The sequence below is a fragment of the Mesorhizobium sp. B3-1-8 genome, assembly GCF_006439495.1.
GTDB lineage: Bacteria > Pseudomonadota > Alphaproteobacteria > Rhizobiales > Rhizobiaceae > Mesorhizobium.
This window is the reverse complement of sequence record NZ_VFTK01000031.1, coordinates 24,466-46,221: the sequence shown is the minus strand read 5'-3', so window position 1 is coordinate 46,221 and position 21,756 is coordinate 24,466. Positions and strand designations below refer to the sequence as shown.

General features: G+C 61.8%; 21 protein-coding genes, 3 tRNA genes and 3 pseudogenes. 10 read left to right on the top strand and 17 right to left on the bottom strand.

Features of this window, described 5'->3' with window-relative positions; all coding sequences use genetic code 11:
- Positions 1-37 precede the first annotated feature (37 nt).
- The 4 genes and pseudogenes from FJ424_RS24915 to FJ424_RS24900 form a co-directional block, all read right to left on the bottom strand.
- Positions 38-658, bottom strand: a pseudogene (locus tag FJ424_RS24915) (ABC transporter ATP-binding protein); the annotation flags it as partial.
- Positions 655-1,436, bottom strand: a pseudogene (locus FJ424_RS24910) (ABC transporter permease). The pseudogenes FJ424_RS24910 and FJ424_RS24915, both read right to left, overlap by 4 nt.
- Positions 1,437-1,438: 2 nt before the next feature.
- Positions 1,439-2,284: an ABC transporter permease gene (locus tag FJ424_RS24905; protein ID WP_140657587.1), complete on the bottom strand. Its 846-nt coding sequence runs from the start codon at positions 2,282-2,284 to the stop codon at positions 1,439-1,441.
- A gap of 8 nt (positions 2,285-2,292) precedes the next feature.
- Positions 2,293-3,376: pseudogene (locus FJ424_RS24900) on the bottom strand (spermidine/putrescine ABC transporter substrate-binding protein).
- Positions 3,377-3,469: 93 nt separating this feature from the next.
- Between FJ424_RS24900 and FJ424_RS24895 the strand changes: the two are divergent.
- Positions 3,470-4,084, top strand: a complete 615-nt coding sequence (locus FJ424_RS24895) for a TetR/AcrR family transcriptional regulator (RefSeq protein WP_140657589.1) — start codon at positions 3,470-3,472, stop codon at positions 4,082-4,084.
- Positions 4,085-4,360: 276 nt separating this feature from the next.
- On the opposite strand, the gene FJ424_RS24885 is transcribed toward FJ424_RS24895, so the two are convergent.
- The 4 genes from FJ424_RS24885 to FJ424_RS24870 form a co-directional block, all read right to left on the bottom strand.
- Positions 4,361-4,588: a hypothetical protein gene (locus FJ424_RS24885; RefSeq protein ID WP_140657591.1), complete on the bottom strand. Its 228-nt coding sequence runs from the start codon at positions 4,586-4,588 to the stop codon at positions 4,361-4,363.
- A gap of 8 nt (positions 4,589-4,596) precedes the next feature.
- Positions 4,597-4,842 carry a hypothetical protein gene (locus FJ424_RS24880; RefSeq protein ID WP_140657593.1) on the bottom strand — a complete coding sequence of 82 codons (246 nt, stop codon included), beginning with the start codon at positions 4,840-4,842 and terminating at the stop codon, positions 4,597-4,599.
- Between the two features lie 83 nt (positions 4,843-4,925).
- Positions 4,926-5,627, bottom strand: coding sequence for a Crp/Fnr family transcriptional regulator (locus FJ424_RS24875; RefSeq protein ID WP_140657595.1), 702 nt, complete (start codon positions 5,625-5,627; stop codon positions 4,926-4,928).
- A gap of 340 nt (positions 5,628-5,967) precedes the next feature.
- Positions 5,968-6,043, bottom strand: a tRNA-Thr gene (locus FJ424_RS24870).
- Between the two features lie 150 nt (positions 6,044-6,193).
- Here FJ424_RS24870 and FJ424_RS24865 point away from each other — a divergent pair.
- Positions 6,194-6,361, top strand: coding sequence for a hypothetical protein (locus FJ424_RS24865; protein ID WP_095767587.1), 168 nt, complete (start codon positions 6,194-6,196; stop codon positions 6,359-6,361).
- Positions 6,362-6,507: 146 nt separating this feature from the next.
- Here the strand turns inward: FJ424_RS24865 and FJ424_RS33695 are convergent, their stop codons facing one another.
- Entirely contained in the window at positions 6,508-6,948 is a 441-nt protein-coding gene (locus tag FJ424_RS33695) for a hypothetical protein (protein ID WP_181182126.1), read from the bottom strand.
- On the opposite strand from FJ424_RS33695, the gene FJ424_RS24855 reads away from it, so the two are divergent.
- Positions 6,941-7,249, top strand: a complete 309-nt coding sequence (locus FJ424_RS24855; protein ID WP_140657599.1) for a BA14K family protein — start codon at positions 6,941-6,943, stop codon at positions 7,247-7,249. The two genes, FJ424_RS33695 and FJ424_RS24855, sit on opposite strands and share 8 nt — an antisense overlap.
- 94 nt (positions 7,250-7,343) lie before the next feature.
- Here FJ424_RS24855 and FJ424_RS24850 read toward each other — a convergent pair whose 3' ends face one another.
- Positions 7,344-7,715 (bottom strand): hypothetical protein, encoded by a 372-nt coding sequence (locus tag FJ424_RS24850; protein WP_246677345.1) that lies wholly within the window; start codon positions 7,713-7,715, stop codon positions 7,344-7,346.
- A gap of 200 nt (positions 7,716-7,915) precedes the next feature.
- Between FJ424_RS24850 and FJ424_RS24845 the strand changes: the two genes are divergently transcribed.
- Entirely contained in the window at positions 7,916-8,275 is a 360-nt protein-coding gene (locus FJ424_RS24845) for a hypothetical protein (protein WP_140657601.1), read from the top strand.
- Here the strand turns inward: FJ424_RS24845 and bhcR are convergent, their stop codons facing one another.
- The gene (bhcR, locus tag FJ424_RS24840; protein WP_140646968.1) at positions 8,276-9,097 is read right to left on the bottom strand and encodes an HTH-type transcriptional regulator BhcR; all 822 of its coding nucleotides are present in this window, start codon (positions 9,095-9,097) and stop codon (positions 8,276-8,278) included.
- Positions 9,098-9,300: 203 nt separating this feature from the next.
- Here bhcR and gcl point away from each other — a divergent pair, with 203 nt between their 5' ends.
- The 3 genes from gcl to FJ424_RS24825 are packed head-to-tail and all read left to right on the top strand — an operon-like array spanning position 9,301 to position 12,929.
- A complete protein-coding gene (gene gcl / locus FJ424_RS24835; RefSeq protein WP_140657603.1) occupies positions 9,301-11,082 on the top strand; it encodes a glyoxylate carboligase in 1,782 nt (593 codons plus the stop codon).
- Positions 11,083-11,108: 26 nt separating this feature from the next.
- Positions 11,109-11,906, top strand: a complete 798-nt coding sequence (otnI, locus tag FJ424_RS24830; RefSeq protein WP_140657605.1) for a 2-oxo-tetronate isomerase — start codon at positions 11,109-11,111, stop codon at positions 11,904-11,906.
- Positions 11,907-11,939: 33 nt separating this feature from the next.
- Positions 11,940-12,929, top strand: a complete 990-nt coding sequence (locus FJ424_RS24825; protein ID WP_281405445.1) for a 2-hydroxy-3-oxopropionate reductase — start codon at positions 11,940-11,942, stop codon at positions 12,927-12,929.
- Between the two features lie 118 nt (positions 12,930-13,047).
- Here FJ424_RS24825 and FJ424_RS24820 read toward each other — a convergent pair whose 3' ends face one another.
- A complete protein-coding gene (locus tag FJ424_RS24820; RefSeq protein WP_140657609.1) occupies positions 13,048-13,905 on the bottom strand; it encodes an RNA methyltransferase in 858 nt (285 codons plus the stop codon).
- A 199-nt stretch (positions 13,906-14,104) separates the two neighbouring features.
- Between FJ424_RS24820 and FJ424_RS24815 the strand changes: the two genes are divergently transcribed.
- The 3 genes from FJ424_RS24815 to FJ424_RS24805 all read left to right on the top strand — a co-directional run bounded on the left by FJ424_RS24815 (position 14,105) and on the right by FJ424_RS24805 (position 15,861).
- Positions 14,105-14,189: transfer RNA gene (locus FJ424_RS24815), tRNA-Tyr, on the top strand.
- 87 nt (positions 14,190-14,276) lie between these two features.
- Positions 14,277-14,350: transfer RNA gene (locus tag FJ424_RS24810), tRNA-Gly, on the top strand.
- A 92-nt stretch (positions 14,351-14,442) separates the two neighbouring features.
- Positions 14,443-15,861, top strand: coding sequence for a DUF6538 domain-containing protein (locus FJ424_RS24805; protein WP_140657610.1), 1,419 nt, complete (start codon positions 14,443-14,445; stop codon positions 15,859-15,861).
- Between the two features lie 753 nt (positions 15,862-16,614).
- Here FJ424_RS24805 and FJ424_RS24800 read toward each other — a convergent pair.
- From FJ424_RS24800 to FJ424_RS24780, 5 genes are all read right to left on the bottom strand, one after another.
- On the bottom strand, positions 16,615-17,409 hold the full coding sequence (locus FJ424_RS24800) for a recombinase family protein (protein WP_140657611.1): 795 nt from the start codon (positions 17,407-17,409) through the stop codon (positions 16,615-16,617).
- Positions 17,410-17,967: 558 nt separating this feature from the next.
- A complete protein-coding gene (locus FJ424_RS24795; RefSeq protein WP_181182127.1) occupies positions 17,968-18,672 on the bottom strand; it encodes an ATP-dependent Zn protease in 705 nt (234 codons plus the stop codon).
- Positions 18,673-18,865: 193 nt separating this feature from the next.
- Positions 18,866-19,204, bottom strand: a complete 339-nt coding sequence (locus tag FJ424_RS24790; protein ID WP_140657615.1) for a DUF6634 family protein — start codon at positions 19,202-19,204, stop codon at positions 18,866-18,868.
- Positions 19,188-21,155 (bottom strand): ATP-binding protein, encoded by a 1,968-nt coding sequence (locus tag FJ424_RS24785; RefSeq protein ID WP_181182129.1) that lies wholly within the window; start codon positions 21,153-21,155, stop codon positions 19,188-19,190. Before FJ424_RS24785 ends, FJ424_RS24790 begins: the two co-directional genes overlap by 17 nt.
- Positions 21,155-21,688 carry a hypothetical protein gene (locus tag FJ424_RS24780; RefSeq protein WP_140657619.1) on the bottom strand — a complete coding sequence of 178 codons (534 nt, stop codon included), beginning with the start codon at positions 21,686-21,688 and terminating at the stop codon, positions 21,155-21,157. Before FJ424_RS24780 ends, FJ424_RS24785 begins: the two co-directional genes overlap by 1 nt.
- Between the last annotated feature and the right edge of the window lie 68 nt (positions 21,689-21,756).

The following is a 21,756-nucleotide window of genomic DNA, read 5'->3' as shown; positions in this document are numbered from 1 at the left end:
GATCAGTCCGCCAGCAGGATGATGTCTTGAGCGTTGCCACGCAATGGTCGGCCAGCGCCATCGCTTCTTCCTGGTCGTGGGTGACATGGATGAAGGCGGTGCCGACGCGCTTCTGGATCGCCTTCAACTCGTCCTGCATCTGCCGGCGCAGCTTCAGGTCCAGCGCGCCGAGCGGCTCGTCGAGCAGAAGCACCGCAGGCTCGATGACCAGCGCGCGGGCGAGGGCCACGCGCTGGCGCTGGCCACCGGAAAGCTGATGCGGCTTCTTGTCGAAGGCGGCCGCCAGCCCGACAAGCGCAAGTGCCTCGCGCGCCTTCGCCGCTCGGGTCGCGCCGTCGACGCCTTGCATGCGCAGCCCGAAGCCGACATTGCCGCCGACGCTCATATGCGGAAACAGCGCATAGTCCTGGAACACGGTGGTCGTCGGGCGCTTGGCCGGCGGCACCGCGGTGCAATCCTGGCCACGAATGAAGACCGTGCCCTCGCTTGGATTGACGAAGCCGCCGAGGATCGAAAGCAGCGTCGTCTTGCCGGAACCGGACGGGCCGAGCAGGATCGTATAGCTGCCGGGCTCGATCGCCAGCGAGACGTTCTTCAGCACCGGGAGCTGGCCGAAGCGGTGCGAGACGTTGCGGATGTCGACGAAGGGCGCACTCATGCCGGCTTTCTCCGCAACAGCGTCAGTTCGAAAAACACCACCAGGACGATGGAGACGGCAAAGACCAGCGAGCCGACGGCATTGGTCTTGGGATTGAGGCCGGAGCGCAGGAGTTCCAGATTTCCACGGGCAGCGTCGTCTCGAAACGGGTGAGCAGGAAGGAGATGACGAACTCGTCCCAGGAGAAGGTCATCGACAGGAAGAAGCCTGCGAAGATTGCCGGCGCCATGACCGGCACGGTGATCATGAGCAGCACCTTCCACTCGGCGGCGCCGAGGTCGCGCGCGGCGCGCTCGATGTTGATCTGGTGATCGCCCATCTGGCTGTAGATGATGGCGAAGCAGAGCGGCAGGTTGATCACGACATGGCCGATGCCGGCCGCAAGCAGCGATTTCGGCACGCCGGCCCAGTTGAACAGCACAAGCAGGCCCATGCCGATGATGAGGTAGCTGACGGTGAGCGGCAGCGTGATCAACCCGCGCAGGATGGCCGAGCCCGGCAGCACGAAGCGCGCGAAGCCCCAGGCCGACAGAAAGCCGAGCGTGACCGAAGCAAGCGAGGAGAGCACCGCCACCAGCAGCGAATTGAACAATGCCGAGGTGAGCCTCGCCTCGGACAGCACCGCCTGGTACCAGCGCAGCGATGGGCCGGTGAATGGCGGGATGGGGAAGGAGGTCGCCTGCAGCGAAAACAGCACAAGCACGACCACCGGCAGGAAGATGAAGCCGTAGACGGCGATGGCGTAGACCCAGGCGGCGAGGCGGACGGCGGCGCGCATCGTCACGCCCGCTCGATCTTCAGCCAGCGCGCGCAGGCGAGATAGGCGATGGTGACGACGGCCATCAGGATGATCGACAGCGCGGAGGCCAGCGGAAAATCGCCGCGGCGGCCGATCTGCATCATGACGAGCTGCGGCATGAGCAGCTCGTTGTTGCCGCCGAGTATCTGCGGCGTGATGTAGTCGCCGATGCAGAGCACGAAAGTCAGGAAGGCGCCGACCATGATGCCCGGCAAGGTCAGCGGCAGCACGACATGCAGGAAGGCGCGCACCGGTCCCGCGCCGAGATCGGCGGCCGCCCTGCGATAACTCGGGTTGAGCTGCTTGAGATTGGCGAAGATCGTCAGCGTCAGCAGCATGACGAAGAAATGCACGAAGCCGGTGACGGTAGCGAAGCGCGTGTTGGCGAGCTGCAGCGGTTCGCCGATCAGGCCGATGCCGGTCAGCGCCCGGTTGATGACGCCGTTCTGCGCCAGCACCAGCAGCCAGGAATAGGAGCGCACGACATAGGAGGTCCAGAATGGCAGCACGGCCAGCATCAGCGCCAGCCGCTGCCACCGTTCCGGCACCATCTCGGCAAGGATCCAGGCAAAGGGATAGGCGAGCAGGATCGAGATCACGGTGACGATTGCCGTGACCTCCAGCGAGTTGACCATCGCCCGCCAGTAGGACGGGTCGGTGAAGAACTGGCTGTAATTGGCTAAAGTGAAGCCGCCGCCTTCATGCGCCGTGAGGCTGGAAAACCCCATGGCGATGAAGGGCAGCACGAAGAATGCACACGTCCATGCCAGCGCCGGCGTGACCAGCGCCCAGGGCAGGGCACGCGAATTGTTTCCCGCGGATGCCATCGGCCGATTTACTGCGCCTGCAGCATCTCGGTCCACATGTCCTGCATCTTCTTGTCGAGATCGGCGTTCGGCGCCGGATAGGCCTGGGCGCGGGCGAGGAAGCCGGGCTGCTCGTCGAAGCGCAGGATCTTCTTCTGATCGTCGCTCAGCGCCGCCTTCTTGTTCGACGGCATGCCCCAGTAGCAGGAGGAGGTCGCAAGCCGCGCCTGGCCCCCCGGGCTCATGATGTACTGGATGAATTTCAGCGCCATGTCCTTGTTCTTGGAATCCTTGAACATGGCGAGCGACTGCGACCACAGCACAGCGCCTTCTTTCGGGATAGAGAAGTCGAGCGCCGGGTTCTCCTTGGCAAGGCCGGCCGTCACCCATTCGCCGCCGCCGACCAGGATGTCGACCTCGCCGGTTGCAAGGGCGGTCTGGCTGGCGGTGACTTCGCCGACGAGCTTGGCATTGGCCTTCATCTTGAGAAGCTCGGCCTTGAGCGCCGGCAGGTCGGCTTCGGTGAGGTCGGCGGTCTTCTTGCCGATGGCCAAAGCGGCCATGCCGATCACCGGCAGGTAATAGTCGTAGATCGCGACCTTGCCCTTGTATTTGTCGCTAGTGAGCGAGGCCAGCGACTGCATGTCGACCGGATCGACCTTGGTCTTGTTGAAGCCGATCGTGTTGTAGCCGGAACTTTTCGGTGATGCCGTAGCGCTTGCCGTCGACGACGGTGGACTTGTCCATCTTCACTTCCGGGAAGAGGTCGGCGAAGGGCAATTTGTCCTCAGGCAGCGGCTCGAACAGGCCCTTTTCGACGCCACGCGGCACGTCGATGCTATCGATCACCATCACATCCCAGTCGCCAGGCTGCGACTGCTCGACGATTGCGAGACCTGCACCGGTGCCCTCGAACTCCTTGACGTTGACCTTGACGTTGTTGGCCTCCTCGAAGGGCTGCAGCAGCGCCGGATCGGAATGGTCGCACCAGATCAGAGCGTTGAGATCGGCGGCCTGGGCGCTGCCGGCCGCGAGCAGCAATGCGGCTGTCGCGCAGGCGGCTGAAAGATGAGATTTCAGAATGGAAAGCGGAGTCCGGGCGTTGACGGTCATCGAGTGTTCTCCCTGCCTTTGCTGGCCTGTTGGAAGAAAAGTTGAACCAATTCTAAAATTGAGTCAATTATGATTTGTGGCAGAGAGGCTGGTATGAGCGGATTGCGCGAACGGCAGAAGGCGGACCGGCACCGCCGCATCATCGATGCGGCGACGGCGCTTTTCCGCGAGGCCGGCTATGAAGGCGCCAAGATCGAAGCGATCGCCGCACAGGCTGAAGTCTCGATCGGCACCATCTACAACTACTACCAGAACAAGGGCGACATCCTCGGCGCCATCGTTTCAATGGAAGTCAACGAGGTGCTGAATGCCGGGCGAGGGGTGGTCGCCAGCCCCCCGGCCAATGTCGGCGACGCGCTGGACACGCTGATCGGCATCTATATCGAGCACTCGCTGAATTATCTGAGCAAGGAGATGTGGCGTCAGGCGATGGCGATCTCGACCCAATTGCCCGACAGCCCCTTCGGCCAGGCCTACACCGCGCTCGACCGCGCGCTAACCGAGCAAATAAGCGCCCTGATGGCGCGGCTGCAGGAGATCGGCCTCGTGCGGCCGGACATCGACGGGCCGGCGGTGGGAGAGCTGATCTTCAACAACATGAACATGATGTTCATCGAGTTCGTCAAGCGCGACGAAGCGAGGATACCGGAGCTGCGCGCGGCGGTACGAAGGCAGAACCGGATTTTGGTGTCGGCGATTGGGGTGTGAGCCCTCAGGAAAGGTCCCGGCATGCAAGGTTCGCTTGATGAGCGGGCGCTAATCGAGTTTCAGGATGCGCCCCTTGTCGAGACGGAATATTCCGTCATTGCCCCCCTGGGACTCAAAATCGGTCTGCAAATCGTCCCATGTGCCGAGATATTGCCCGCAATCAGCGCACCTGATTGGCGTTGAAGGCTGGGCGTCGGCCGGGATCTGGAGGCGGATCGTCCCGCAAAAGGGGCACTCCAAAAGGTGATCCAGATATGCGCCTGCCATTGTCTTCATTCAGGGAACCTCGGCGTCGAATTCAACCGCAAATCCTGCGTCGATCGCGGCTCGAGCGATGTGATCGCCAAGTTGCCAATCCGTCAGCTCGCAGAGTGGGAACATCTCTCTCACGGCATGGACAGAGTCGGCGATCGAAATGCTGGGGTCGTCGACCTTATCGATCAGGTAACGGACAATCGCCTGCCGAACGTCCGACGAAATGGCTGTCTGGGCGATCGTGAGCATCTCCGACCCTACGAATGGAGCCGCATTTCCTCGCCCTCGGCCATCGTTGCGTCGAAGGCCACGGGAATGCCGTGAACGATGCAGGCCGCCGCCAACATACCCTCCAACTCGTGGTCGCTGGTTCTGCAGGCAGGCATAAGTGTCCGGATGGCGCGGATTGCCTGTGAGATGGAAAGGAACCGGGCTCGACCCCTGGAAAGGACATAGGCCTCGGTCGCCTTTTCAACCGTGACGCTGTGAAAAGCGTTGGTCATTGCGAGTTCCTCCCTGAGCCCAAACCAACGTGATTTACGCCCTATTTTCAGCGGCCATCAAGCATATGTACGCTTCCGGACAATCAGCTGGAGACAACGTCGAAATGGCGTTGCTCTTCCTCGCCATAGGCACCGTGTGTGAGCTTAATCAGTCCGCTGCGATCGACGATCGTGATCTCGCCGCGTCTGGCTTGGACCAGCCCCCGATATTCAAGCATTTGCAGGGCCGTTGTGACTCCTGGGCGCCGGGCGCCAAGCATGGTCGCCAGAAATTCGTGCGTCAGGTAAATCTTGCTTCCTGAAGAGCGATCGTGGACCATGAGCAGCCACCGAGCCAGCCGCTCCTCGATCTTCGAGTGGCCGTTGACCAGCGCGGTCCGGGAGGCCTGGATGAGGAAGGCGTTGGCATAGCGAAGCAACGATCGGCCAAGGGTCGGGCTTTTTGCGAGGGCCGCGCGAAGATTTTCAACCGGCAGGCACCAGCCCTGGCCAGCGATCTGAATATAGGTCTCGTTGGGAGAGCTCTCCTGGCCGAGAATGACCGTAACACCCGTCATACCATCGTGGCCGATGATGCCGACTTCGCTTTGGCGCCCTCCAGTCATGGCAGCGACTACCGAAGCGATCCCCGTCTCGGGAAAATACACCTGCTCTATCGGCTGATAGGCGACCTCTAGCTGTTCTCTGATGCCCAGTTCGACGTGATGCATCGACGGCTGCAAGAGGGCGAAATCGTCACGGGCGAGGGATTTCAGTACGTGGTTGCGAAAAGTGGATTGAGGCATGGCTCTTCTCCCGTTGCGGGCAAGAGCACTTTCCTCTCACTGTCGGCTGCATCCGTACGTGCCTAGCGGCCGATATCGAAAGCATAGGCTTCGGACGGCCGATTAGCAACGACGCTCGCTTGCATGCCAAACTTTGCATGCCGGATTTCGCATCGTTTCGCTTGATGATTTGCGCGAGTGTCACAAGCCTTGGCTAGGGTGGCACGTTACCCCTGCGTATACCCCTTAACACCCGGCGTTGAAAAAGATAGCGGCTTTGCAAAGTGTTAGGCGATTGAACGAGCCCGCCAGCTCAAGTGCCGCGTTTAGTTTTGGGGGGAAGACTGGAAGACTGACTTTCTGGTGCCCCCGGCAGGGATCGAACCCGCGACCTTCGGTTTACAAAACCGCTGCTCTACCAGCTGAGCTACAAGGGCATGGCGCTCCGGTAGCATATTTCGTGCGCCAGTAAAGACAAAACTCCGTTTCGGCTTGCTAATGGATCCGGCGCTAAGCCGGCATGCTGAAAAGCGTCGCGCCGCTTCCTACATCTTGTTCAGGTGCAATCGCATCGAACGGGGTGCCGCATGATCAGATTCGTCATCATCCTGCCGCTCATCGTCGTGACCTGGCTTCTGCTGGTGAAGGTCGTCAGCGATCTGAAGAAGGCCAATATCGACTGGACCGGCGTCGCCACCTTCGTCGGCTTTATCGTGCTGGCCTTCTGGCTGAGGCATGTCACGGGGATGGGATAGAGTGATAGTCAGTAGTCGATAGTGAGTAGTGAGTATTTGTCGCCAGCCCTGCAGGTTCCTACCGCCTACCGACTACTCACTCGATCCTTCGAACCTTTTGCCGCTTCGCCACGACTGATCTCCCGAGAGGCGAATGGTCGCCTCGATCAAGGATCCAGGAGATCATCATGTTGAAGCGTACCCTTACGTCCGGCCTCGTCGCCGTTTTTGTTGCCACCGGCGCGCTCGCCGCCACGGTCGAAGCGTCCTCGGCCCATGGCAATCATCATCATCACCACCATAACCATCATCACCACAATCATCACGGCAAGCCCTGGTGGTGGTGGCACCACAATCATCATCACCACCACCACGGCAAGGTGATCATCTTCCTTTGACGAGAAGACCATTTTGTCTTCGAAGGGCGGCCTCGGGCCGCCCTTTTTTGCATTTCGGGCGATCGGCAGTCGGAGGCGGAGAAAGGCCGCGAAAATCGTCGGCGAAAAAATCTCGAAAATCTTCGAACCTTTTTTCGGCTTGCTGCGACCCATGATCAAGAGGCGGATGGTTCGCCTCTCCACCGAAATCCAGGAGATCGTCATGTTCAAGCGCACCATCGTTTCCGGCCTCATCGCCACCACTGTCACCGCCGGCTCGCTCGTCGGCACCGTCCAGCCTTCGGCCGCCCACGACCATCATCACCGCCGCGAGCTCGGCATCGGCATCGCCGCCGGCGTCGGCGGTTTCGTGCTCGGCAGCCTGCTCGCTCAGCAGCCCCGCACCGTCTATGTCGAAGACGACGGCTACGACTCGATCCACGTCCGCCGCTGCTACGCCCGCTACGCCAGCTACGACGAGCGCTCCGACACCTATATGAGCTACGACGGCCCGCGTTATTGCAGGCTCTAAGGGGAGCCAAATCAACGACAGGACAAGGGGCTGTACGCGCCCCTTTTCTTGCGTTCGAGCACTCCGCCCGATTGGTTTGAGGCGAACAGCGTTCTTAGGAATTGGGTTTCTGCTCGGGCAACGCCAATCCCGCCATGCGGCAGGCGCCGCTGACTGAAGCGTCGTTTATCGCGACGAGTTCAAAACTGTTTCCGGCATCGGGATAAATCTTGCCGATGAACGGTTCGCTGCCGCCGGGAGAACCCTTGTCGTCGACATAGCCGCACACAACGGTCTCGTCGCGGCCGTTCAGCGTGCGCTCTCCGGCAAGCATCGTTCCGAACTTTGCGGCGAGAGGGTTTTTCAGGTGCTGGCGGACGCCGGCGGTGATGATCTCCTCCAGGGCCAGTGAAATCGGAATAGGATCGACCTGTGGTTTGCCGCTGGGGCCGCCGATAGGTGCTGTCGGCGGCGGTGTCGTCGCCACGCATCCGCAAAGCGAGGCGGCGGATAGGAGATAAGCTGTTTTCCGCATCCATGCCCTTTCGCATGCATTCAAACGCCGCGGCAAGACAGCCCTGCGTCCGGCCCGGCAGTGACCGGCCGGCTCTTGCGCAGCAACCACCGATGTACAGCGATTTTGCAAGCGTCTAGTCTGGCTTTGACGCCAATCGAGGGGAGGGTGGCTTGGACAATCAGGATCCCAGGGAAGAACGGGTCGAACCGGTTTTCCGCAACGGCACCATCACCATCGTCGGCATTCTGCTGGCGTTCTCGCTAGGCTTCATCACCCATTGGGCGGCCAACCCGATCCCATGGCAGACCTACCATCTGATTGCCGTCCTGCCGATCCTGGTCGGCATTGCGCTGCAGATCCGGGCGCTGGCCATTCTGCTCGACATCAAATCCCTGCAGCGAAGCATTCATGACCGCGCCAGTCGCATATTCATCGCCGGCCTCATCTTGGCGGCCTGTGGCGTCGGCCTGGCCATCCTGCTCGATTTCTTCGACATATCGGCCAAGAGCGCTTTGCCGGGCGCTTCCTAGTCAGAACGCTTTGCCGCCGCCGATCATCTTCGTCACTTCGACCGCGGCGTCGCGCACCAGCGGACCGATCTCGGCCAGCCGCTCGGGCGTGACCCGCACCGTTGGCCCGGACACCGAAACGCCGCCGATCGGCTCGCCATATTCGTTGAAGATGGCTGCGGCCACGCAGCGCATGCCGGGATGGCGCTCCTCGTCGTCGACCGACCAGCCGCGGCGCTTGATGGTCGCGAGGTCATGCGCCAGCGCCGAAATGTCGGACAGCGTCTTGTCGGTATAGCGCTGCAGGCCCGCCTTGCGCAGGATGGCCGCGACCCGTTCCGGCTCGAGATGCGCCAGCACCGCCTTGCCGATTCCGGAAGCATGGAAGGGGCTGCGCGTGCCCGGCCGGAAGAAGGCGCGGATCGCCTGGTGCGTCTCGACCTGGCTGACGAAGACGACGCAATCGTCCTCGGCGACGCCGAGATTGGCCGTTTCGCCGGTCTTTTCCATGAGTTCCTGCATGACGATGCGGGCGCGGTCGACGAGCTTGCGCCGGCGCAGGAAGGCCGCGCCCATGCGGTAGGTCTCAACGCCGACCGACCAGAGCTGGTCGGTCGTATCGAACTCGACCATGCCGTGGTTTTCCAGTGTCGTCAGCATGCGATAGGCGGTGGAGGCGGCAATGCCGCTTTGCGCCGCGATTTCGCTGAGCGACAGCCCGCTGGCCTCGGCGACGATCGCGAGGATCCGCAGCGCCCGGTCGAGCGACTGCACCGACGCCGCTTCGGATGGGCCGTTGAAGGCGCGCGGCCGGCCGCGCTGGCGTTTTTCCGTCGTTTCCATGCCTGTCATTCTCGCCGATTTGCCGCCGGATGCAATGAAAAAGTTTTTCAGTGATCGTCGCGGTGGATTTTCTGGAAAACGAAAAACAAAATAAAATCAGCTAACAAGAGGGGCTTTCTAGAAATGAAAAAATATTCTGAAAAAATTGAAAAATCGAAGGCGCACTGGCATTGTCAAGCCAACCAACGAAATGGAGGCTTGTCATGGCCAAGATGCGTGCTGTCGACGCAGCGGTCCTCGTTCTCGAAAAGGAAGGCATCACCAATGCCTTCGGCGTGCCCGGCGCGGCGATCAATCCGCTCTATTCGGCACTGAAGGCGCGCGGCACCATACGCCACGTGCTCGCCCGCCATGTCGAGGGCGCCTCGCACATGGCCGAAGGATATACGCGCGCCAAGGCCGGCAATATCGGGCTGTGCATCGGCACCTCCGGTCCTGCCGGCACCGACATGATCACCGGTCTCTATTCGGCCTCGGCGGATTCGATCCCGATCCTCTGCATCACCGGCCAGGCTCCGCGCGCCCGTCTCAACAAGGAGGATTTCCAGGCTGTCGACATCGCTTCGATCGCCGCACCCGTCGCCAAATGGGCGGTCACCGTCATGGAGCCCTATCTGGTGCCGATGGCGCTGCAGAAGGCGTTCCATCTGATGCGCTCGTCGCGGCCGGGTCCGGTGCTGGTCGACCTGCCGGTCGACGTGCAGCTTGCCGAAATCGAATTCGACATCGACGCCTATGAGCCGCTCGCTCCGTTCAAGCCGGCGATGACGCGCGCCCAGGCCGAAAAGGCGCTTTCGATGCTCAACGAAGCGGAAAAGCCGCTGATCGTCGCTGGCGGCGGCATCATCAACGCCGACGCTTCCGATCTTTTGATCGAGTTCGCCGAAGTCACCGGCGTGCCGGTCATCCCGACGCTGATGGGCTGGGGCGCGATCCCCGACGACCATCGGCTGATGGCCGGCATGTGCGGCCTGCAGACCTCGCACCGCTACGGCAACGCGACGATGCTGGCATCCGACTTCGTCCTCGGCATCGGCAACCGCTGGGCCAACCGCCACACCGGCTCGGTCGATGTGTACACGAAGGGGAAAAAATTCATCCATGTCGACATCGAACCCACCCAGATCGGCCGCGTCTTCGCGCCGGATCTCGGCCTCGTCTCGGATGCGGGCGCCGCGCTGAAGATCCTGCTCGACGTCGCCACCGAATGGCGCACCGCCGGCAAGCTGCGCGACTGGTCGGCCTGGGCCAAGGAGTGCCAGCAGCGCAAGAAGACGATGAAGCGCAAGACGCATTTCGAGCAGGTGCCGCTGAAGCCGCAGCGCGTCTATGAGGAAATGAACAAGGCGTTCGCCCGCGACACCACATATGTCACCACGATCGGCCTGTCGCAGATCGCCGGCGCGCAGTTCCTGCACGTCTACAAGCCGCGCAACTGGATCAATTGCGGCCAGGCCGGCCCGCTCGGCTGGACGCTGCCGGCGGCGCTCGGCGTGCGCGCCGCCGATCCGGACCGCGACATCGTCGCGCTCTCCGGCGATTACGACTTCCAGTTCATGATCGAGGAACTGGCCGTCGGCGCGCAGCACAAGCTGCCCTACATCCACGTCGTCGTGAACAACGCCTATCTCGGCCTGATCCGCCAGGCGCAGCGGGGTTTTTCGATGGACTACGAGGTGAGCCTCGCCTTCGAGAACGTCAACCGTGCAGGCGATCCGGAGGCGGGCTACGGCGTCGACCATGTCGCGGTCGCGGAAGCGATGGGCTGCAAGGCGGTCCGCGTGAAGAAGCCCGAGGAATTCGCCGGCGCCTTCAAGGAAGCGCAGCGGCTGATGAAGGAGCACCAGGTTCCGGTCGTCCTCGAATTCATCCTCGAGCGCGTCACCAACATTTCCATGGGCACGGAAATCGACAAGATCACCGAATTCGAGGAACTTGCCGAACGCAACGAGGATGCGCCGACGGCCATCATGATGTTGGATTGAGTTCAGGCGGGCGAAGGAGAAAAAGCATGCCGCGTTTTTCAGCCAATCTTTCGATGCTCTTCGGCGAGCATGAGTTCCTCGACCGTTTCGACGCCGCGGCCCGCGCCGGCTTCAAGGGCGTCGAATATATCGGCCCCTATGATCATGCGCCGGACGTCGTCGCGGCTCGCCTGAAGAAGAACGGCCTCAGCCAGGTTCTCTTCAACCTGCCGGCCGGCGACTGGGCGAAGGGCGAGCGCGGCATTGCCGTGCTGCCGGACCGCGTGCCGGAATTCCGCCAGGGCGTCGCCAAGGCGATCAGCTACGCCCATGCGCTGGGCTGCGAGCAGATCAACTGCCTGGCCGGCATCGCGCCGCAGGGGGCTGACCGCGCGGTGTTGGAGAATGTCTTTGCCGACAATCTCGCCTTCGCGGCCGAGAAGCTGGAGCAGGCCGGGATCAGGCTGCTGATCGAGCCGATCAACACCCGCGACATACCGGGCTTCTTCCTCAACTTCAGCGACCAAGCGCTGGCGCTGATGGACCGCATCGGCTCGAAGAATATCTTCCTGCAATACGACATCTATCACATGCAGATCATGGAGGGGGATCTCGCCCGTACCATCGAGGCGAACCTCGGCCGCATCGCGCATATCCAGCTTGCGGACAATCCCGGCCGTCACGAGCCGGGGACGGGCGAGATCAACTATCCTTTCCTCTACGACCACATCGACCGCCTCGGCTATTCCGGCTGGATCGGCGCCGAGTACAAGCCGAAGGCCGGCACGGAATCCGGGCTCGGCTGGTTTCGCGAATTCGCCGGGCAGGGAAGCGCCGCGGCTTAAGAGCCGGCGCCGAAGCTGCCAATCTCCCCCCTCGTGGGGGATGTCCGGCAGGACAGAGAGGGGCGCGCAGGAACGCGACCTCGACAAACACGACGGAGAACTTTCATGGAAACCATCGGTTTTATCGGTCTCGGCATCATGGGCGCGCCGATGGCGGGACATCTTCTCGACGCCGGCTACAGGGTCATCGCCAGCGATCACCGCTCCAAGCCGCCGGCCGATCTCTTGGCCAAGGGCCTGAAGACCGTTTCCGGCCACAATGCGGTGGCCAAGGCCGCCGACATCATCATTACCATGGTGCCTGACACCCCGCAGGTCGCCGACGTGCTGTTCGGCGGGAACGGCGTTGCCTCCGGCCTGTCGAAGGGCAAGCTCGTCATCGACATGAGTTCGATCTCGCCGATCGCGACCAAGGAATTCGCGAAAAAGATCAACGAGCTCGGCTGCGATTACCTCGACGCGCCGGTATCTGGCGGCGAGGTCGGCGCCAAGGCGGCCTCGCTCACCATCATGGTCGGCGGCGAGGAGAAAGCCTTTGAACGCGCCAGGCCGATCTTCGAGAGGATGGGCAAGAACATCACGCTGGTCGGTCCGAACGGTGTCGGCCAGACCACCAAGGTCGCCAACCAGATCGTCGTGGCGCTCACCATCGAAGCCGTCGGCGAGGCTCTTGTCTTTGCCTCCAAAGCCGGCGCCGATCCGGCCAAGGTCAGGCAGGCGCTGATGGGCGGGCTCGCCGCTTCGCGCATCCTCGAAGTGCATGGCGAGCGCATGATCAAGCGCATCTTCGCGCCCGGCTTCCGCATCGAACTGCACCAGAAGGACCTCAATCTGGCGCTGGAAGGAGCCAAGGCGCTCGGCGTGTCGCTGCCCAACACTTCAACGACACAGCAGCTGTTCAATTCCTGCGCCGCCAATGGCGGGTCCAGCGAAGATCACTCGGCGCTGGTCAGGGCGCTGGAGCGGATGGCGGCGCATGAGGTTGGCGCGGAAGCAACGCAAGCCAAGGGCAAGGCGGCTTAGGTCAGGAGCGGGCGGCTCAACGTTCCCATGCCGCCTGCTCTTTTCCTGTCAGAGAACGGGTTCCTGCGTTGCTCGCCGGAACCCGTTTTCGCTTCGATGCCCAGGGACCGATCCGGGTTCAGCGCTTCAAGAATACGTTTGCCGCATAGAGGCTGATCGCCGCCGCGTTTGATACGTTGAGCGAGTGGATGGCGCCAGGCATGTCGAGGCGAGCGAGTGCGGCCACCGTCTCGCGGGTCTTCTGGCGCAGGCCCTTGCCTTCGGCGCCCAGCACCAGCGCGATTTTCTCGCCATCGAAGGTCTTCTCGAGCTCTGCCGGCCCTTCGGAATCGAGTCCGATGGTCTGGTAGCCGGCCTCGTGCAACTGACCCAGCGCATCGGCGAGGTTCTTCACCTCGATCTGGTCGATATGCTCCAGCGCGCCGGAGGCGGATTTGGCCAGCACGCCGGATTCCTGCGGGCTGTGGCGGGCGGTTGTGATCAGCGCGCCGGCGCCGAAGGCGACCGCGGAGCGCAGGATCGCGCCGACATTGTGCGGGTCCGTCACCTGGTCCAGCACCAGCACAAGCTTTGCGTCGCCGAGGGCGTCGAGGCGCTTGGCCTTGAGCGGCTCCGCCTCGATCAGCACACCCTGGTGCACGGCGTCGGATCCGGTGATCCTGTCGATGTCCTTCGGTTCGACCAGCTCGGCCTTGAAGGGCAGGGCGGCAAGGTCGCCGATCGAAAGCCGCTCGGCTGCGTTGCGGGTCACCAGCATCTTCCTGATCCTGCGGCGCGGATTGTCGAGCGCGGCCCGCACCGTGTGCAGGCCGTAAAGCCGCACCAGTCCGTCGGCGGCCGCGTCGCCCGGCTGCATCGGCTGGCGCGGCCGGAATGCCGGCGGCCCGCCCGCTTTCTGGTCGCGGTGCGCGCGCCTCAGCTTGGCGTAGTGGGTGTCCTTGCGCGTGCCGGGCTTGTTGCTTTTATCGTCGCTCATGGCGGCTTCTATAGCCGTCCCGTCCGGCTAAGGATATGGGCTGAAGACATGAATGCCGGACATCCTCGAAAAACCCTCGCCGCGCCGGTTGACACCCACCGGCCTTGCCGCCATAAGGCGCTTCGCTGATTTCGGAGAAGATCTTACTCGGGCTTCGGATCGGCGAAAATGCCTCGTTGCATGGCTCCGGCGGCAGACTGGAGAGGTGCCCGAGTGGTTAAAGGGGACGGACTGTAAATCCGTTGGCTTAGCCTACGTTGGTTCGAATCCAACCCTCTCCACCACTGCCGGCCCGGAAGCCCTGAAACGAAAAGTCTCGGACCGAAAGTGCATGGCGCTTTTCGGGTGAATCCGGTACCTCAGTGCAGGGCGCGGGTATAGCTCAGTGGTAGAGCAGCAGCCTTCCAAGCTGAATATGCGGGTTCGATTCCCGCTACCCGCTCCAGCCCCCCTTCAAACACCGGGTTTTTGGCTATAGCATTGACATAATGCGGATTTTCGTGCCACATTGCGTGATACAAAATGTGATACATAACCATGCGGCGCATAAAGATCAGTCCTGACCGCTACCTTCATTGCCGAGGCGGAATCTACCAGTACCATCGGCGAGTTCCGGCTCAGCTAGCGCTCATCGACAAGCGTTTCCCGCCCATCATCAGGTTGTCGCTTGAGACCGATGACATCCTCACGGCACGCGAAAAGCGAAACATCTACGAGCAGGCACACAACGACTACTGGGCGGCGCTGATCTCCGACGAGTGCTCGGCGGGCGACGCCCTGGACCGGTACGGGCAGGCAGTACGGCATGCCAAGGCGCTCGGCTTTTCATACCGCACCGCCGCCGAGGTAGCGAAGCTGCCGATCGAAGAAATCGTCCAAAGGGTGGTTGCGGTGATGGGCGAGAAGACCCCGGCGACCGCGGTTCAAGCAGTTCTTGGAACGGTTGACTTGCCGGCGGTGACTTTTACCGAGGTTCTGGAGATCTACGAAAAAATGATCGCGAGCACGCAACTCATGGGCAAGAGCGTGAGGCAGCGCGCACGCTGGAAGACGAAACTGGAATGGGCGATCGCCGGCTTCCACGACGTCATCGGGGTGGTCGAGATCGGTTCAATCACGCGGGAGATGACTACGAGATACAAGGAGTACTGGGTCAAGAAGATCGTGCCGGATGTGAAGGACCGGAAGGATCAGCAGGCATCGAAGGACCAGCTCAGCGGTGAGCGTCCCAAACTCTACTCGGTCTCCACCGGAAATCGCGCGATCGGGGCGCTGAGCAAGCTGTACAAGGCGTATTACACGCATATCGGCCAGCGGGACCGACAAAACCCATTCGCAGATTTGAGTTTCAGCGAACCAAAGAAGAAGAAGAGGAAGGCGATCCGGCCTCCGTTCAGCACCGGATGGATAGTCGAAAAGTTTCTGCACGGAAGCGCGCTGGACGGGATGAACGAAGAGGCGCGAGGCATATTCCTGGCCTTGATCGAGACAGGCGCCCGACCGGCGGAAATATGCAACTTGCGCCGCGATGATATCGTGTTGGACGGTCCGGTGCCGCATATCCGCATCAGGCCGTCGATGGACCTCGACGATCCTTTCGAGCTGAAGACGGGGTCATCGGAGCGGGACATACCCCTTGTCGGCGTCGCCCTTAAAGTATTTCAGAAATTTCAGGACGGATTTCCACGATACTACGACAATTCCAACTCATTCTCTGCAACGTGCAACAAGTACCTCGAGGAGAACAATCTGCTTGAGACTGAAAAGCACGTTGTTTATTCCTTGCGGCATGCATTCGAAGATCGAATGAAGAACGCAAAAATAGATGCTGAAGTCCGAAAAATGATGGTCGGACATTCGATCGACAGGCCGGAATATGGCGAAGGGGGCGGTCTGAGGCTATGGCAAAAAGGGCTTAAGCGGATGGCGCTGCCTTTCGATCCGAGAGTCGTCTGAACCGAGCGTCGATTTTCCTTAAGGCATCAGCCTTTTCGTCGATGAGCCGAATTTCCGCCTCGATCCGCTCAAAAATCGCTATGATCTTCTTTTCCTCAGCGCCTCCGGTCACGATTATCTGGGCGAGCCGATCCAGGCAGGCTTCCAGAAGCTGTCGGTCTACCGTGGTCGGATCGAGGGCGCGGCTTGGCTCCGCAGTCGAGATTGTGTCGCCTGTGGGTCGGGAACGGCCGCAGTCCGCCACCGCGGTGCGGTGCGCGGATATCCTTTCGTGGCTCGTTCCTGAGGGCCGCATCGAGGGGTTCCGGGGGTGGATCCTGTGGGCTACAAGCCTAGCTGGAGCGATGGAGTCGCGAGCCATTTTTCGTTGCCTGTTTCCCCGGGCTCATTCGGGCAATGGCCAAGCCTGGGAGGGACTGCGGCGCGCAGCCACCATTCTTGGCGTGTTAAGTCGATTCCGGCGCTCGGGCGCGCCATGTGCCGGTCTCCTTCCGCCGCTTACGGACCGGCCTACGTACGTGCGTAAGGCTGCATCAGAACACTCCCGCGCTGCCATAGGCTGATACAAGGTCCCGGCTTGCCGACCGAACGCCAATCGCCTCGTCGTACGGATGACCTGTTTGCGATTTTCACTCGTCATCCGCAAAACGCTGCTCCTGTTCCTGCGTGATCTTCTCCCATGCACGGGTCGCCGCCTGGGCTTGTTCCCATATCGCGGGCTGCGCAGTAGCAATTGCCATCACGCCTTTTTGGTCACCTTGCCATATGCTCCGCCATGGCGCGCAGCCACCATTCGCGCCGCGTCATATCCATTCCCGTCGTCGTTTCTGTCATTGGTATCGCCATACCCTGCAAAGCAAGATAGACGCGGGCGCAGCTGCGCCCACCTGAGCAGCTCGCTGTGCCACCCGTAGCAAAATCCAGAATTTCGGGAGCGACGCTCGCCTTGCCTGCGTTGGTTATCGCCCAGTCCATCAACGACAACCCGGGTGCACGCGCTATTGCATCCAGTGATCTTACTATTGCCCGTATCACCCCTGTTGGGCGCGTTTCCGTCAGTGCTTCGACGCGGCCATTGCCGGCTATCTCATTGCCTTGGGCTTCGTGATCCATGACCACGTCCGCGATCCTTCTTGGTCGCTGCCTACGAAGTCCTCCGCCCGGCGGCTTAAGCGTCGTTTCAAAGGAGGGTGATGACCAAGCGCCTTCGAGCGTATGGATCTCGATCCGGTTCTCCTGGAGACGGCGCTGGACCTGGGACACCATACCGACGTCGCGGGAGATGCGATCGGCCGAAACAACCAGAAGAATGTCGAACGGCGGCGCCTCAGATGACGCCAGCGCCAGAATCTTATTCAGGCCCGGCCGATCGGTCGAGTTTCCGCTGACGCCAATCTCCGCCGTCTCTCCGGCAACAACCCAACCTCTCTCTGCAGCATGCGCTCTCAAGTCCCGCAGCTGGTCCGCAGTACCAGTATTAATGTCGCCCTGTTTCACGCCTGCGGTCCGCGCCAGCAGGTGGACCCGGACCTGTTTTTCATCCTGCATCACGTTTACTCCTATGCTCTCTCAGGTTGTAAGTTTCCAGTCCGACTGAAGTCAGCATGGCCTACAACATGAATGGCCCTGGCTATTTGTAAAGCTCTGGCGATGAGTCTGACTTCGGCGTTGCCATGAGCTAACATATTGCTATCAATAATGAATCCTTTGTCATGGGATCGATGCTGACCGCGCGTGGAAAGGATTCGCCGGCTTCCCATTAGCGCAACGAATCCTTACAACCAATCCGAGAATTCTTCGCGCTGCGGCGAACAAATCGGGCACTCAAGGAACCCGGCAAAGGACTACATCGGGAACCAAAAGTGACTGACGTTGCGTATCCCCATCGACGACCATTTCCCGAAACGCCGCCATCGTTATCCAAGGATTCGCCCGGTCTCCTCGAAACACCCGTTTCGACACCCATCCCAGTTCCTAAAGTCGCTGCGTTCGGCTCTGGGAGGTATCTTTCATAACTGAGTGTGGATCGCCTCATCGTCACTCCTCCCGCCGCGAACGGTATGTTCGGGGCTTACGTCCGCAACTTGTGGTGGAGACAACGCCCTGTCATGACGTGTGAAGAGGCGGCTCAGGACGTTCAATTTGACTGCGCACCTCGGCCAGCACTGCCGCGAGCTCCGCGCCTTCCAGCGTGCCGTGGCGCACCAGTGCTTCGGCGAGATGCTGCAGGGCCTCCTGATTGCGACTAACGAGACCGCAGGCGGCGGCATGCGCGGCCTCAAGCCGTGCGTTGACGCGGGCGGCGAGTTCGGGATCGAAGCGCAGTGCGGCGTGCATGTCAGCAGCATCGCGGTAGAGCAGCGGCGTCGTGCTGCCGAAGCCGATCGACGCCTCCGTCAGATAGGCAAGGTGAGTGGCGCGGGCCAAATCGCTCCGTTCGCTGCCGCCCGATCCAGACAATGCGGCACCGTAAATGACTGTCTCGGCGGCATGCCCGGCGAGGAGCACCTGAAGGAGCGCAAAGCATTGCTCCTGCGTGTCAATCGTCTCGTGATCGCGATGAGATTCCACAAATCCCATTCCGTCGCGATCTTCGATGGTGATGAGTGTGACGATGCCGAAATTCCAGGCGATGCGTGCAAGGGCGTGACCGGACTCATGAACGGCAATGCGCCGACGCATCGACGGTGACCTTGCCGGCCGTGCGCCAGCGAGGAGTTTCTCGAGATCGGAATGGTTAAGCGACCGCCCGGCACGTCTGGCCTTCTGCCGGGCCTCGCGCACCGCTCGCTCGAGATCGGCGCCCGTCATCCCGGTCGCCGTCAATGCCAGCCGTCTCAGCGACGCTTTCGCTCGTGCTGCGGCTTTCCGCATGCTCATTCATGGCGAGCGCACTCCGAGGGTGGGCCGCAGCGGGTATCGCGGCGGCAGATGTTGACGTCGGTCCCGGTTGCTGGCGGCCGCCGTCGCGAGATGTTGGTGAAGACCGGAATGTTGATACACCTCACTGCTCGCGGCCCGTGATGGTGGCCGGACGGCCGAGCCGATACCAGCGCGACATCGTCCGCGCCCACTCGCGGTCACGCGACATCAACATCAGGTCGGAGGTAGAAATCTGCCGCTCGATGCCTGGCAGCAACGGATGCCCGGTCGACAACCCGATCAGGCATGTGGCCGGACGTTGTGCGAGCATCCAGTAATCGAGGAGCGGAACTTGCCCGGCGAAATCCTCGGGCCGGATTCCATCCCGTAGCCGCTCCATATCGGAAAGGAGCGACACCAATCGGGCCTGCGCCAAGTCGAATGTCAGGTCGGTGTTCGCACCATCAAACAGTATCATCATACGCTTCCTCTACCGGTCCCAATGACGCCGCTTCGGACCGCGTGCTGGGCCGGCCGTCGCCATGGGTGTCGGGAACTGTTTTGTTCGGAGCAAGTGTCGCCGGCTCGAGGCTCGATGGATCGCCGTCAGCAGAATCGGGATCTGTCTCATTCAAGCTCGTCAGGGGAGTATCGGCTTCCATGATCTCGCCGAAGGTCTCCGGCGGCGCGCTGGCGACAACGGCGTCGAGATCGCCACCGAGGTGATGCCGCAGGATTCCGATCAGCGCCGCGGTATCGGGTCGCGGGATGACGATGTGGGTTTCCAGGCGCCCGGCGCGCAAAATGGCAGGATCGATTCCTTCCGGGCGATTGGTAGCGCCGACCACGACCACGCCCGCTGTTCTGGCCGCGCCGTCAAGGAGTTCTAAAGCTCGGTTGACGATCGCGTTGTGATAATCCGACCAGTCCTTACCACTGGTGCGGGTTCCGAAGCCGTCGATCTCGTCGATGAACAGGACGGCGGGCGCCGCCGCCTCCGCTTCCCGGAATGCCAAGGTCATGCGCTTCAAGACATCGCCTAAATACCCTGGCTCGAGCCATGTCGCGACCGACGTGGCAAAGAGAGGAATCCTTAAGCTGTTGCAGAGCGCACGGGCAAATGTGGTCTTTCCGATGCCGGGCGGCCCTGACAAAATGAGCTTTGCGCTCATATCTTGCCAGGCGAGTTTGCCTGCACGCCAGAGCGCCAGATCAGCCTTGAGGCCAAGCGCCCACGCGGTGGCATCACCATAGCCGGAAAGCGTTTCGACACGAGGAACGAAACGCCCTTTGTCAGGCCCCGTCGCTTCGACAGGTTCGATGCGCTCGCTGCCCGAACTCGGATCGCCTCGGTCGCTCTTCTTTGTGGAGTCTTTGGGCTTCGAACTCGATTCCCCGCCCGAGCCGGAGCCGGACCCGCTGGTCACCGAGGCAGCAGCGAACCGAGCCCGAGCCATGTCCTCCAGAACGTTAAGGACTCGACCGACCGGCACGCCGGGCCGGATGGCGAGGGCCAAGTCAGCAATGGTGAGCGCTTCACAGTATTGCCAGGGAATGCCACCTTCCGGCTCGTCGCCCAAAACCGCGCTCATCGTCTTGCGAATGATCTGCATGGTGAGGGGCCCGCAGATGAGATTGATAGTCGCTGCCCGCATCAGCGATGGCGGAAGGAAATCTTCGCTATCGGCCACACCAAGGATCGGATAGGCGGTGCGGCCGGCCGATCCGACCTGCCGCTCGGCCGCCTCGTCGGACGCGTCGTCGCGGTCGCTACCGGAGAAAACGACCATACGCCGCCAGCGTGCAGCGGAAACCGCGGAAAAGCCGATATTGGAGGCATTCCGATTCAGGCCATAACCGGGGCATGTCGCGACTCCCCCGGGCAGGATCAGACCGCCCTCGAGCAGGTCGAGGAATGCCTGCTCGAATCCTGGGACCCTGCCGACAATCCTGACGATCGGTCTTGGGGTTCGAAGCATTCGCATGACCTCGTCCAGGGAAGTTTCGCTCATGGTGATCGCCTGCGCGACCAGCAGGAGAGAGGCAATCGCTTCCGGCCGCGGCGGCTCGGCGCTCTGACGAATAAGACGGAGCAGATCCAAGGCATTCTCTGGGGTCACGGGGACCTGATCGGACCCGGACGTGAATCCTTCGGCACCCTTGTCATCGGCCGTCACTCCGAAATCGGCCCAGTCATCGTCGGAGCGGGCGGTCGAGGAACCCGCACGGTGATGGCGCCCCAGCAGAATGGCGATCTCCGCTTCTGATTTGCCGATCGCCAGCGGACCCGGCGCGAATCCGCGCAGCCGGCGTCCCTCAACCGTTCCCAGCCGTTCCACAAGGATTCCGCGCTCAACGGCGTGGTCGATGGCGTCCGCCTCCAGCCGATGCCGCAGCCGACGCAGGAAATGTTTTGCCAGACGGGCGTCCATCAGCGGGTCCTCCGCCGGCGGGCGGGCAACGGCTTCACCTGGGCAAGCCCTATCGCGTCGAGCCATTCGGCCACCATCATGCAGGCGGCGTCGCCTTCCTCGACGCGACGGGCGAGCAGTTCGATGAACATGGGTGGGATGGGGGAGCCTTGGGCGAGACTGATCCTGGCGGACTGTACCATCAGGGCGATAGTGATAGCCGGATCTTCCACCGGATTGATCTGGCAATCGCAGGACGAGATCAGCCCTGCGCGTCTGAGCGCCGCACAGGATTCAGTGTGCCCGATGAACGTCAGCAGTTCATGCGAGGTTGAGGCTTTCGCTACCTGGACGGTGGCCTCCGGTAGCCTGGCAACAGGCGAGCCCCGATGCTCGTTGGCGGGAGGAGTGCTTGCCAGTCTCTTCATGGCTGCCGGATGCGCATGTTGCGGGATCGCGCCGTTGTCGCCAGGATTCCGCTGCTGGCGCCCGCGTGGCTCCTTCGGCACGACGGTGAGTTGTGATGCTGCTTTGAATGGAAATGGCTTCTTCACGACACAATGCTCCCGCGTCTCACGGCAAGGCCGCGGCGATCAAACTCGACAAGTGATGGTGGCTCCAG